The organism is Bacillus sp. 007/AIA-02/001 (assembly GCF_004634455.1).
Taxonomy (GTDB): Bacteria; Bacillota; Bacilli; order Bacillales; family Bacillaceae_G; genus Bacillus_A; species Bacillus_A cereus.
The window spans coordinates 97,320-110,859 of the sequence record NZ_SEIY01000014.1; the positions used below are offsets into that span (position 1 = coordinate 97,320).

Sequence of the window (13,540 nt, forward strand, 5' to 3'; positions counted from 1 at the left end):
TTTCACAATGTGATGTTCTCCAAAAAACGCAAAAAAGCCCTTTTCGGAGTTATATTTAAAAAGAAAGTAAAAGTAAGAAACTTAAACTATCTTTGAAAATCGAAACCCCGAAAGGGCTATAGTAGTTATAGATATAAAAAAATTGAAATTAAAAAAAGTTACACTTAATTTTAACAAATTACAGCTATAAAAACAATGATTATCAGAATATTCAATCTATTAATTCTATGTTATAATAAATATTATAAACCTTTAGAATGGAGTTTGATCTTAAATTGAAAAAGCGCCTAATTTCTGTTTTTCCAATATTAATATTTATTATTGGCGTTGCCTTACTCTTACTAAGACAGTTCGTTTTTTTTTCATATAAGGTTTCTGGAGTTTCTATGGAAAACTCTTTATTTAATAATGACAAGGTTTTAATTAATCACTTCACTCGTTCAATAGAAGATCTGCAAAGATTTGATATAGTTGTTGTTAATTCCCCGCTAGAAAACACTTCAAATAATAAAACCATTATAAAAAGAGTAATTGGTTTACCTGGAGATACAATAGAATATAAATCACAGCAGCTTTATATAAATGGACTTGTGGTAAAAGATCTATACTCAAAAGGTATAACAGTTGATTTTTCATTAAAAAGTATTTACGGTTTCGATAGGGTTCCGAATGATACAATTTTTGTATTAGGAGATAATCGTGAAGAAAGCTTAGACAGTAGATTTAAAGAAATAGGATTTATATCTTTGAATGATATTGAAGGTAAGTTAATTTTACGCTATAAACCATTAAATAAATTTATGAAATTTTAATACAATTAATTAAACATATAAAAAAGGTCCAACTGTAGGACAGTCGGACCTTTTTACAATATGATTTTGATTAGTTAAGTTCGACTGATAAAAAAACTTATAGATGAACCTTCTAAAATCTTCGCTATTATAAATTTCCGCTAAAATCTTATTTAGCTACATCATTAGAATTTGATGCAAGTAATCCATTATCCTGCTCTTTAGAAGTTGTTCCTGCAGTTTTCTGTTCTGGCTTTTGTTCTGGTTTCTGCTCTGGCTTTTCTTTCTCAAGAACTACCACATTTACTGTTTCAGTTGAGCTATTTCCTACCTTATCGGTTGCCGTTACTTGAACTGATATTGTGCCTGGCTTACTTGTATCATACGCTCCTACTGTTACTACTGGATTTGGATCTTTATTATCTTTTACACTCACTAAACTTCCTGGACTTAATTTATCTCCCACATGTACGGTTACAACTTGTTTCGCTGTTATTACTGGTGCTTCCGTATCCTTCTCCTCTTCCTTTTCTACTACTTTTACTGTTACCGTTACAGTTGAGCTGTTACCCGCATTATCAGTTGCCGTTACTTGAATTGATATTGTACCTGGTTTACTTGTATCGTACACTCCCACTGTTACCACTGGGTTTGGATCTTTATTATCTTTTACTTCTACTAAATCACCTGCATTTAAGCTATCTCCTACATGTACAGTTACATCTTGTTTTGCTGTAATTACTGGTGCTTCTGTATCTTTTTCCTCTTCTTTTTCTACTACGTTAACAGTTACTGTTGTACTTGAGCTATTTCCTGATGCATCTGTTGCCATTACTGTTACTTGAATTTCTCCTGCCTTACTTGTATCATACGCTCCCACTGTTACTACTGGGTTTGGATCTTTATTATCTCTTACCTCTACCAAATCTCCTGCATTTAAGCTATCTCCTACATGTACAGTTACACCTTGTTTCGATGTAATTACTGGTGCTTCTGTATCCTTTTCTTCTTCTTTCTTGACTACGTTGACAGTTACTGTTGTACTTGAGCTATTTCCTGATGCATCTGTTGCCGTTACTGTTACTTGAATTTCCCCTGCCTTACTTGTATCGTACGCTCCCATTGTTACCACTGGGTTTGGATCTTTATTATCTTTTACTTCTACTAAATCTCCTGCGCTTAAGCTATCTCCTACATATACAGTTATACCTTGCTTTGCTGTAATTACTGGTGCTACTGTATCCTTTTCTGGTTTTGTACCGCCTCCACCATCGTTACCATCTCCGCTCGTTGGTGGTTTTGTGCTACCTCTATTATTACCTTCACCACCAGTTGGCGGTTTCACTTCCCCGCCATTTGTGTCACCAGAAGTTGGTGGTTTTTTATCATTATTAATTAGAGGTATTGAGTTATCTGCAATAGCTACACCGTCATTAATATTTTGATCGCCACCAAATACAAAGTTCTTACTATCCTTATTATCCGAGACAGAAGGATTGTTTGTTGCTGATACTATTGAATTATTTAAATCAGAAAAACGATTACTTGATTTATTACCGTCAATAACTGAAGCTAGGTTTCGATCTGAATTTATAGCGGCGGTTGCAATTGAATCTGTTAAGTCATCAAATTTCTTTTTGGTTTTGTTATTTTCAATGATACCGGCTAAATTTTGATCAGAGCTACGTTTTGCATTATTAATGATTTCATCAAAATCATTAGTATTTAGATTTTCATTCGTTTCATTCTTACTTTCATCTTTCTTCTCATCTTTTTTCTTTTCTTTTTCACTATCCTTTTTCTTTTTAGATACTGATGCTGTTTTAGTGCTCTTTTTTTCAGAAGAAAACAGCGAGCAGCCTGTAACTACCCCAACACTTAAGGTAGTTACAGTAGTCGTAAGTAACACTTTCTTTAAAATTTTCGAATAATCTAAAGGCACAATCAATTCCTCCTCATTACCTAACCTGCACTTATAGTTGCTACAGAAGTAGCAGAACTATTAGGTGTAGAATTATTAATTTTTTCGAGTAAATCTTTATTTCCAACCTTTTGAGCAAACTTTTTAGCTTCCTCAGATTTATTTAATTTCAAATAACTATTAACAATAATTCCTTCTCTTCTGCCATCTAGTGGCACTTGATCTCTTAATTTGATAACTTCTTCATGTTTGTTATCTAATGCAGCAATTTCAAAATTAACTAGTGGATTTTTTGTTTTTAATTCTTTTACTTTTTTCAAATTATCTACAGCTATATAATATGAAACTACTGATTCTGCAAAATCTTGTTCTAAGTCAATTGCCTTTTGTGCTTTACCACTTAATAGATACGTAAATAAAACTGCCTTTTTATCTTCTTTTCCTAACTTTTTATAATCGACTTTATCAAATTCTAAGGCAGCATCTTGATATTTTTGAACTGCAGATAACCTTAACCCACTTATTAAATTCGCATTAATTTCTAAACTATTTACATTATTTGCAGATGCAGCCTGTGAATTTTTCATATTGCTAAAGGCAAAACCTGCTACTACTAATAAAACAATTGATGCGACTCCTATAATAGCGTACTTATATTTTTTCATATTATTTAAGATTCCTTTTTTATCGATTGCGACTTTCTCTTCTTGTTCAAATTTAGTTTCATTTGATAGATTTCTTTCATCACTTTCGGATTCTCTTTTCGCAACAGCTATTTTTTGTCTCTTTTGTGCTTCTTTTATTTTCTTTTCTTCCTCTAATCTTCTTTTTCTTACTTCTTCAAGTTTTTTCTCTTCTTCCTTCCGTCGTGCTTCTGCTTCTTTTCTTGCTTCTTCTTCGGCCCTTCTACGCGTTTCCGCTTCTGCTCGTTTTCTTGCTTCTTCTTCTGCCTTTTTACGTGCTTCCACTTCTTCACGTTTTCTTGCTTCTTCTTCTGCCTTTCTACGTGCTTCCACTTCTTCACGTTCCCTTGCTTCTTCCTCTGCTTCTCTACGCGCTTCCACTTCTTCACGTTTTCTTGCTTCTTCTTCTGCCTTTTTACGTGCTTCCACTTCTTCACGTTTTCTTGCTTCTTCTTCTGCCTTTCTACGTGCTTCCACTTCTTCACGTTCCCTTGCTTCTTCCTCTGCTTCTCTACGCGCTTCCACTTCTTCACGTTTTCTTGCTTCTTCTTCTGCCTTTTTACGTGCTTCCACTTCTTCACATTTTCTTGCTTCTTCTTCACGTTCCCGTGCTTCTTCTATTTTTAAATCATTTTCAGAAGTGCCTGCCTGTTTTTGAATTGTAGTGATCCAAGCAAGAGCTGGGTTACTATTTGAAGGTTCATTTTTTGGTAAATTTACATTTACACTTTCTTCACGTTGGTTCCGCGGCTGTTCTGAATGCTCTTGTTGTATTTGCTCATTTATTGGATCTTTGTAGACATCCTCATATTGTTCTTCTTCCTCTGCTAGTAATCGCTCACGTCGTTCTTTTTCTTGTCTAATTCTTTCTTTAATTACGTTTCTTTTTCTATTATTTTGCATAAAACAACAACAGCCTCCTTTCTATCAGTACCTCATTAATGAGAGTAATTAAATTATTCATCCTTCATAATTAATCATTAGATATTTCCACAAAAAAACTAAGGAAAATTAGTGATAATATTATTTTTTAAGCATGATAAATTAAAAAAGGATAAATGGTCTGCACCCATTTATCCTTCTTTTTACTTTACATCTATTGAATTCATAGTACATGTTCTCCTCTTAATGCATCACTTTGTTTCAAATTTTAGATAAAAAAAGATACTACACACTTACTGCATTGAATATTCAGGGATATATGAGTTTATATTTTCACACCATATTAAGTTCATCCATAACTTTCAACTTTTCATGTAGTAGATTAAAAATTTCATCTTTATAGTCACATTTCTTCAATTTTTTAATTGCTTCTTCCTTTATTTGTGACACTCTTTCAGTTGTTATCATAAGTGCTTTTGCAATTTCTTTATGCAAATACACTTTACCATCTAAAAGACCAAAACATAGATTTAGTACCATCTTTTGTTTTGGGTTTAATACTTCATCAAATATTAACCATATCTCGTAATTTAAGTCTTCAATTACCATCTCATTTATTGAAGGAATTGCTGATTTATCATCATGGGATGAATTTGATATACCTATATCTTCATTTATTGTATCTATATCCAAAGTCATAGTAGTAGCTCGCTTATAATATACGTTGTGCCTAATGACTATTTCGCTAGTTACATCTAACTCTTTTACAACTTCCTCCACCGAAGGGGGTCTGTTGTACATTTGTAAATATTTATCTTCTAATTCGACATATTTTAAATTAAATTGATTCACATAGTTAGGTATTTTAAAAGGTCCCGACCTTTTTTTACATATAATTCCTAACATCCTTTTTTGTATCCACCAAAAAGCGTATGTGGAAAAGCAATAGCCTAAAGCTGGATTAAAATCTTCCATTGCCCGTAACATTCCCTCATTTCCTTCTTGAACCAGATCATCAAACTCTATATCAGGGTGCTTGTTTTTGTACTTTCTTGCAATAGATAATACTAACCCTACATTCACATGAAACAAATAATCACGTAGATCCTTTTCACCATGTTTGTACCGCTGAAATAAATTTAAACTTTCTTGTTTTGAAAGTACCTGATAATTTCCTATTTCCTTAATTTCAAAAGTGTTACCTTCTGGATAAGCCATTGGCTTAATACTTCTTGCAGTAGAACCTTGTGTTATAGTTTTATTTAATGACTCATCGCGATTCAAGCTGCTATATGATTGATTCATACTTATTCCTCCCTTCTCATTTTTAACGAATTGTTTCTAAAAACATCTTTGTCTCCTTTTGTACGTTACTAATCAACTTACAGTTCCTTGCGCATGTATTGGCAACTTCTTTATGTGCTTTCGTTTTTCTCAATTCTATATAAATATCGCATCCTTTGCAGATGCTACTAATACCTTCCATTATTTCTAATTGTCTTCTTCTTTCATATAAAAACTGCTCTTTTGTTTTCTTCTCGCTTACTCGTCTCCCCATTTGTTTCAACTCGTATACATAAATAGTATTATTTAGTACTTAAAAACTACTATCGGTATTACATAGATACGAAACTTCTCCTTCAAAACTCTTCCAAATTTCTCCTGTATGTATATGATATAGGATTATAACAAAATGTAAAATAAATTATTCTAAAAATTTCAAAAATTACCAGGATATTAAAATATCCATCATTTCCTTATGATTAAACTAATTATATATACAATTTAAACCCTGATGACTATCAAGAATACGTATAAAACAATGGATGTATTGTATTCTTCTATACAATACATCCTTCGATTTTATAAAACCCACTCATTCTAGTTATGGTATAGAAAAGTACTGAATCATTTCTACCCCTTATTAATATATATCTTAATTCACTTCAATTAAAATAGCGTTTATCTCACTTTCTCTATTGCTGGAATATAATCGTTTAACAGTAAATCATCTAGACCCTTTCCAAGATTAATATCCCAACTTGCATAATTAATACTTATCCCTTCTTGATAAAGCGCTTGCGCACATTCTAATAACGACCGCTGAACATCTGAATTTGTAATCATATCCATATCTAAAGCGAACGTCGCCTGTCTAACTCCCATTTTTTTCAATGGTTCAATTAATATTCTCCATACTTTAACCCCTGGTATTGATACAACTGTGGTACCATACAATACTTTTTCCTCATTTGTTAGAAGCTCGTCTAAATTTTCTGCAGCAATATCAGACTTTAGAGCGCCTTCTGAAACTCATACATTATCCTTTTTTATTAGTTCTCCACGTTCCAAACTTTTCAACTCTCGACTAGGTACTGCTACATGTATTGGCAATGGGTTCCCAGCTCCTGTTCCATGGAATTTCCCACCTGAACTGATCCAAATATATTTACTTTCTAACTTTAATTGTACTTCACCTAATTTTTTACCTTCATAATTAGTTTCATACCATTCTTTAACATCGATTTTACCTTTAAATATAGACTCTATCTTCCCATTGATTTTATAGGTCACCTCTATAACATTGGGTTGCTCAATAACTTCTGCCTTAAAGCTTGGTTTATGATTTTTTACAACTGTCATATATTCAGGATTATCAATTCTACATTGAAAACCGCATATCTGATTATATATATTTCTCTGCGGTATTAATAAAGAATCTCTCCTTCCTGCAAACGTAAAATATCTTCCATCCTTTGTTTCTTTTGCATAAAATCCTGGAATTCCAACAATATAGCTTGTTTTCCCTCCTACTTTTTTTATTAGCTCTTTCGTAGTATCCCAAGGTTTAATAGGAAAACTTTTGTAATTTCTAACATTTATTACTTCACTTGTAACCCTATGTTTCGATCCCATTAACATTTTAATATGTTCATCTCGCATGTCTAAAAATTCTAGGAATAAAGTATAAATAATATCAAGGTTGTAATCATTGTTCTTCCTATGTTCCTTAATCATCTGATTTTGAGAAAAGTCATATCCCCTTTTTTGATCTTCAGCTATTATATGTAAATAGCCTGCTTCCCCCAATACTGTTTCAGATGAAATTCGTCCACATATTATTTTAGTTTCAGAATCATTAACCATGCACCATCCTTGCTTACCACATATAGGGCACGTTGTTCTATAATATTCAAACCACCTCTCATTACTCCCCTTATTCATGCTTCTCACTGGCCTTAATATTCTACTTGCTGCTAACTTTTCAATTGACATCACATATCTCCTTTCCCCTTGAGCAAATAAAAAAGCCCTTTGGAATACGGAGGTTAAATACCACACAAACGTGTAATTTAATCCGTAACCCGAAGGGCTTCATGTAATCACTAGAAATTAAAAAAATTAACAAGTTATAATAAGAATATACTAAAAATTCTTTATTTAATCTAGAGGTTAATTATAATATTATTAAACTCCCACTATAATTATACATGGGCATCTTACTGCTTAACCCCTTTTGGACCTTTTGAAGCGAGAACTTCTTCGGAATTAAATACTATTTTAGCAATCTATATTTACTAAGCTATAAGGAGCCTCCTTATTAACCGTCCACTAATGTTTTTCTGCTAACTTTTTTTGGTACAGTATACTCTCTACTAACCAATTAATTGCGCTATTAAGGGCACCATTGTTAACCATAATCATTTTCTTGTAAACAAGCATCATAAGATTATATTTTGTTCAAATTTAATTAATCCTACTCAAAAACACTTTAGAATACGGACTATAAAACAGTCATATAATTATCAATCTCATGTTGATACCAACAGAAAATCAACACATCTCACCCGCATTTGACATTGACATATCAGCTGAGATTAACATGTCAAATGAAGCGCACCAACTTTATCGCTAGTATCCACCGGTTAACATTAACAAACAGCTACTTATCAAAAACGTTTGTACCTATCTAAACTTCAAAATCTATATTAGATGAACATTAATCCACTCCAACTGATTGTACGGAAATAAGTTAATTAATAAACTACCTTTGCAAATGTTTAAATGCTAGTACGACATAAAAAAAGAAACACCATGAAACTATCAATCTCATGTCGATACCAATGAAAAGAGAAATGGTTTTCAATCTCTTATTTGTTATTAACATGTTAACTGAGATTAACATGTTAATTGATTATTTTCTTTTGTTATCAATATCATTTTGAATAAGATTGACATAACATTGACAATAAGATTTCAAAAAAGAAGAATCGTTTATAGCTTTCAAGATTTCAAAATCTATATCGATTGAATTTTTTCTTCTTCGGCAGTTTTCTTGAAGTGAATCTAGTGATGATCTATCCTAGAAAATGTCTCGACACCATTAAAACATAGTTGAAAATTTAATTGGGATAATAAATGATGACAGCATTTTACCCTTTATTTATCATTGACATTTAGTCTAAAAACAACACATAGAAAGGAATACTGTTTATATTGTTAATCTCATATCAACAATTTGCGTTTAACATTAATATGACATTAACAATTAAGTAGTTAAAATACACATAAATACAGATCTTAGGTCTTCGAGATTTGTATTAGTTATAAATTTATCTACCACAACAGATTTCTATCGAAAAACCAAAAAACACTTTAATAGAACTATAATTTTGGTTAGAAGCTAACAAGAAATCCATACAATTGATGGTTTCTTATTAGTGACATCAAAAAATAACAGTTTTCTTTTCATTTATCATTAACATGTAACTTGAGATTAACATGTTAAGCACTCGTATTCTTTTGTTATCGATATTATTCTAATTGATGTTGATAAGACATTAACAATAAAGCATCAAAAGCGAAAGCGTTTATGGATTTCGAGATTTCAAAATCTATATCGGTGAAAATTTTCTTCTGTGGAGGTTTACTCGAAGCAAATTTAGTGATGATCTATCCTAAAAGATGTTTTCACACTATCAAAACATAGTTAAAATTTAATCGCAATGACATATAGTCTAAAAGCAAAACGTAAAGAGACATGCTATTGAATTATTAATGTTATATCAAAAATTTGCATTTAACATTAATATGACATTGACAATTAAATAGTAGAAATGCACATAGAAGCAGATTTCGGGTTTTTAAAATCCACATTAATTAAAAATTTTATCTACTACAACAGATTTCTATTAAAAAACAAAAAGGAAAACACCCTAAAAGAACTATAATTGTGGATAGACATTAACAAGAGATCCATACAATTGATCGTTTCTTATTAATAACACACGAAAATTAACAGTTTTCTCTTTTTTTATCATTGATATATAACCTGAGATTAACATGTTAATAGGGCTAGTTATTAATTAATGGTAGTTTCATATCAACTATTGTTGATTAATATTGACATAACATTAACAATTTATGATTCTAAAGTTGAGAATATACATACAGATAGAGTTTTAGATTCTACATCTATTAAAGGACTTTTTTCTATAGTAAAATTCACTGCATTAACTGCGGAAGATATCATTCTTGAAAACATTTTAATAGTAATAAAAAATAATGAATCGCTTTTTATTACTTACGATTTAAAAATAGCAATTGTATAAATCAATTTTGATTATATAGAGATCACTTGTAAAGGGTGATACCCCTTAAAAAAGTAAGTTTATATTAAACCACATAAAAATACTTCAATAACCTATAATAGCCTTTACGTGCATTCTAAAGACCTACTGAAACCAATTAGCTATACAGTTCTTGGTTTTCTACTACCGGGTATCATAAATTATAATAAATATAGGCCTTTATTTACTATTAGTATGGACTTTTCTCTTTAGATTTATACATGCTTTTTAGCTTTTAAGTCTTTAAGTTTAATGCTATATCCTCATAATTTATTTACAAATCACTAATATTTTCTTATCATTAGTATATTGTAAACTAATTTGTTAATTTCATAGCAACAATAATCATTAATAACTAACGGATTATTAATAGGACATTAACAATAGTTAATTCAAAAGCCTGATTTATCAACTTTATGTTAACAAGTGATACTTTATATATCAATGACACATTTCATGTGAATGTCAATCAATAAAGGTATTGAGGTTTATATCGTCGAAAGACACTTAACATGTTAATCTCACTTTATATGTTAATTACATTTTGCTATGGCTATTATATTTCAAGGAGGTATAACGATGATTGAACAAGATAACAAAAATACAAATGAACATATGGAGTCCAATAATACAAACTCTAGTCATGAAGATACTTTTGAAAAAGCTTGGCGAATAACAGAGTTTTCAAAACTAGTAGGCCGACATCATAACACTGTATACAATTGGTTCAATATCCTAGAGGAAAAGGGGTTACACGGAACATTAAGAACCAATAATACAAATGAAAAGCTATATAATACACTGGATTTAGAGATAGCTTTATTTATCAAGCTAAAGAGGGATGAAAAGTGGTCGCTAGATGCAATTATTGAGCTTTTACCACATCAATTTGAACTAAGACCAGTTTCTCCAGAAAATCAAACCAGTGAAGTCTCAACCCAATTAAACATGCAGGAAGCTGCAGCGACTATTGAAAAAATAGTAGAGCAAAAGATTCAAATGCATTTACAAAACATTGAATTAGAGTATCAAGGAAAGTTTGAAGAGGCTATACGTGCAGTGCTACCTGAACCAGAAGACCCCGAAAAGCTAAAAGAGCGCCAAAGACAAGAAAGACTAGATAATATAATTATTCAACATAGAGCGCGTACAGAGTTAAGAAAACAAGCTGAAAACGAGTGGAATACACAGCCAGAAGAAACTCGTATAAAAAAAGTTGGTTGGTTTAAAAAAGAGGAAGATCTTGCGAGAAAACAACTTTTCATAGAAAACTATATTGATGAGAACATGATTGAATACATGAAAAATGTAATGAAAATAGAAAAATAAGCCTGGAATCTTCCAGGCTTATTTTTTATTTAGTTCCGAACATCTTATCTGGATCCATAAATGCCGCTAATTCTTCATCATTTTGCGCTTGTGATTCTTCATCTTTAACTGGTTCTAATTCAAAGTAATCACCAAAGTTAATATTGAAGTCATCATCCGAGTCTTGCGCTTCAATAGTATTAATTTGAGACTTTGTATATTGAATTTGACTTTGTTTTTCTTTAAATTCATTATATTCTTCAACTAATCCTTTAGATAAACGTGATGGTAGTGCATCTGTCTTATAGAAAGTATACACGCTGCCCATAAAGTCATTTTTACTCACTAAATAGCCATTAAAAACAGTTCCATTGATTGGTAGTTTATTTGTCACTTCTACTTTTGCATCATCCATAAATGAATCATCAATGTTCTTCTGTTCATCTAAAATTGCTAACATACCAAAATGATGTACCTTCGATGCCTCTAAATCTCCATTTTCATTTGTCTTCATCAGGTCAATAGGGTGATGGAATGAACTTCCTTTCAATGATTCTGAGAACATATCTACAATTTCTTCACTGTTTTCAATTTGATTCATATTACGTGAAACCTTATTAATTACTAAACATCCTGTTCTTTCTAGTAAAATTCGTTTAAAGTCCTGAGAATCTAGAATTACTGATGTTCCTGAACCATTTGCAGCTGTGTTTAACTCATGAATAATATCTCCAATACGCTGATTTGCATAGTCTCGTGAGTTTCCAATTCCTTTTTTCTCATTCTCGTTTAATCCTTTAAACTCATCATAGAAATGTTGGTTATCTGCAAATACAACAAATGCAACACCTTTGGCTGGATCATTAGCTAACTTCCAAATTTCTTGTGAGAATTTATTCACCTGTCTTAGTACATCCGGCCCATCTGCTCTAACTGGAAGTGTAACCACAATACCCATTTTAATAAAATCTTTACGCTCAATAGCATTATTGAAAGCAATTCTTGCATACTTTTGTTGATTTTTTATTAATTCTTCTCTAGGAATTTTCATTGCCATACTTTTAAGTTCTTCAGCAATTACAGGTTTATTATGAAAAGCGGAGAATTCTTCAATTGCTTGAATAATTGTAGATGTACCTGTACCACCACCTAAACCAGCAAAAAATAGTACTAATTCATCAGTTGGTCTAACACGTTCTGTTATAAATTCTTTTAGTTTATCTTTAGCTTCTTCATTAGATTCTATGACCTTTACAGCACGCTCAGGATTCTTACCTAAACCACCTAATTTTAGTGAAACTTGGTTACTTTTCGGCACATTTTTCAGTTCAGCTAAATCCCCATCATTACTATTCAATGCTAGACAATTATAAACTGCTGTCCCGTCTGTATGCTTGTACTCAGCAAACTTATCTACCATTCTAGTTCCAGCTTGACCAAAACCAACCATAGTCATTTTCACAGCTACTTCGTTTTTCAGAAAGTTTTTTGCCATTATTTTATCTCTCCCTTATTCTCATTACTTTTTTTGCGTTTCCCTAATTCAACTAATACTTGTTGTCCCCTAATAGTTGAAATTAAAAACTTATACGGATGCATAATTTTTTCTGTTATTAATGACATTGAAGCTAAAGTAGCAACACTACCTTCTGCCGATCTTCTTGAAATGTTAGTTCTTTCAAGTTCTAATGAATAGGATTTACCCTTAGGTTTCTTTACTCTCCTATCAATAACAACACTTTCTACTATTTCATTTATTGAGATTCCTCTCATATACTTTGTCTCTTGGTATTGTTTGTTTACTTGTGACCCTATGTAATGAAATACATTGTAGAGTATTTCGTCTTCTTCAATAATGTCTGCAAACATTTCCACAACTTCTTCAGTGAATTTGTTTTGTTTATATTTTTCACTTAATACCTCGTTCAAGTTGTCCCCCCCTTAAAACGTTGGTTAATTATTCCTAAAAATATATTACATCATTGTAAGACGTATATCAAGTCATTATATATAAGTCTTATATTAAGTTGTTATATACAAGACTTATATATAATTTACAAAATGTAAAATCGAAGCAATGTTCTATATATCAATGTTAAATATATAAGACGTACATGAAAGTCTTTTATATAAGCAGTAAATAAAACATGTTAATATGAGGTTTCATATAACTAACAATAACTATTAAATTATAAATATGAGTGCAGTATTTATGTATATTTTTATCTAGAATTATAATTCCAATATATAATACTCCTAAAATAACCTACTATTATCATGGTTATTTTATTTATACATCTTATATATACGAACTATATATAAGAC

At 31.1% G+C, this 13,540-nt stretch carries 8 protein-coding genes and 1 pseudogene; 2 read left to right on the top strand and 7 right to left on the bottom strand.

The features are described from left to right. Window positions 1-275 precede the first annotated feature (275 nt). Window positions 276-812, top strand: a complete 537-nt coding sequence (gene lepB / locus ES895_RS22675; protein ID WP_000746559.1) for a signal peptidase I — start codon at window positions 276-278, stop codon at window positions 810-812. A gap of 148 nt (window positions 813-960) precedes the next feature. On the opposite strand, the gene ES895_RS22680 is transcribed toward lepB, so the two are convergent. The 5 genes and pseudogenes from ES895_RS22680 to ES895_RS22700 form a co-directional block, all read right to left on the bottom strand. After that, a complete protein-coding gene (locus ES895_RS22680; RefSeq protein WP_098772330.1) occupies window positions 961-2,733 on the bottom strand; it encodes an adhesin in 1,773 nt (590 codons plus the stop codon). 20 nt (window positions 2,734-2,753) lie between these two features. Then, window positions 2,754-4,298: a hypothetical protein gene (locus ES895_RS22685; RefSeq protein ID WP_135238668.1), complete on the bottom strand. Its 1,545-nt coding sequence runs from the start codon at window positions 4,296-4,298 to the stop codon at window positions 2,754-2,756. A 312-nt stretch (window positions 4,299-4,610) separates the two neighbouring features. Next, on the bottom strand, window positions 4,611-5,582 hold the full coding sequence (locus ES895_RS22690; protein ID WP_088326585.1) for a sigma-70 family RNA polymerase sigma factor: 972 nt from the start codon (window positions 5,580-5,582) through the stop codon (window positions 4,611-4,613). Between the two features lie 22 nt (window positions 5,583-5,604). Then, window positions 5,605-5,835 (bottom strand): hypothetical protein, encoded by a 231-nt coding sequence (locus ES895_RS22695; RefSeq protein WP_000533697.1) that lies wholly within the window; start codon window positions 5,833-5,835, stop codon window positions 5,605-5,607. A 404-nt stretch (window positions 5,836-6,239) separates the two neighbouring features. Beyond that, window positions 6,240-7,553 (bottom strand): annotated as a pseudogene (locus tag ES895_RS22700) (DNA primase). A 2,933-nt stretch (window positions 7,554-10,486) separates the two neighbouring features. On the opposite strand from ES895_RS22700, the gene ES895_RS22705 reads away from it, so the two are divergent. Beyond that, window positions 10,487-11,236: a MerR family transcriptional regulator gene (locus tag ES895_RS22705; RefSeq protein WP_087967537.1), complete on the top strand. Its 750-nt coding sequence runs from the start codon at window positions 10,487-10,489 to the stop codon at window positions 11,234-11,236. A gap of 25 nt (window positions 11,237-11,261) precedes the next feature. Here ES895_RS22705 and ES895_RS22710 read toward each other — a convergent pair whose 3' ends face one another. Together ES895_RS22710 and ES895_RS22715 are read right to left on the bottom strand one after the other, a co-directional pair. Further along, on the bottom strand, window positions 11,262-12,710 hold the full coding sequence (locus tag ES895_RS22710; protein ID WP_135238669.1) for an FtsZ/tubulin family protein: 1,449 nt from the start codon (window positions 12,708-12,710) through the stop codon (window positions 11,262-11,264). Beyond that, complete coding sequence (locus ES895_RS22715; RefSeq protein ID WP_001006720.1) at window positions 12,710-13,144, bottom strand: hypothetical protein; 435 nt, start codon at window positions 13,142-13,144, stop codon at window positions 12,710-12,712. Before ES895_RS22715 ends, ES895_RS22710 begins: the two co-directional genes overlap by 1 nt. Window positions 13,145-13,540 lie beyond the last annotated feature (396 nt).

What these genes read in the sequence shown, in the direction of transcription:
- ES895_RS22690 (WP_088326585.1), bottom strand. Translation starts at nt 5,582, where the DNA reads ATGAATCAATCATATAGCAGCTTGAATCGCGATGAGTCATTAAATAAA.
- ES895_RS22710 (WP_135238669.1), bottom strand. Translation starts at nt 12,710, where the DNA reads ATGGCAAAAAACTTTCTGAAAAACGAAGTAGCTGTGAAAATGACTATG.
- ES895_RS22685 (WP_135238668.1), bottom strand. Translation starts at nt 4,298, where the DNA reads ATGCAAAATAATAGAAAAAGAAACGTAATTAAAGAAAGAATTAGACAA.
- ES895_RS22695 (WP_000533697.1), bottom strand. Translation starts at nt 5,835, where the DNA reads ATGGGGAGACGAGTAAGCGAGAAGAAAACAAAAGAGCAGTTTTTATAT.
- ES895_RS22705 (WP_087967537.1), top strand. Translation starts at nt 10,487, where the DNA reads ATGATTGAACAAGATAACAAAAATACAAATGAACATATGGAGTCCAAT.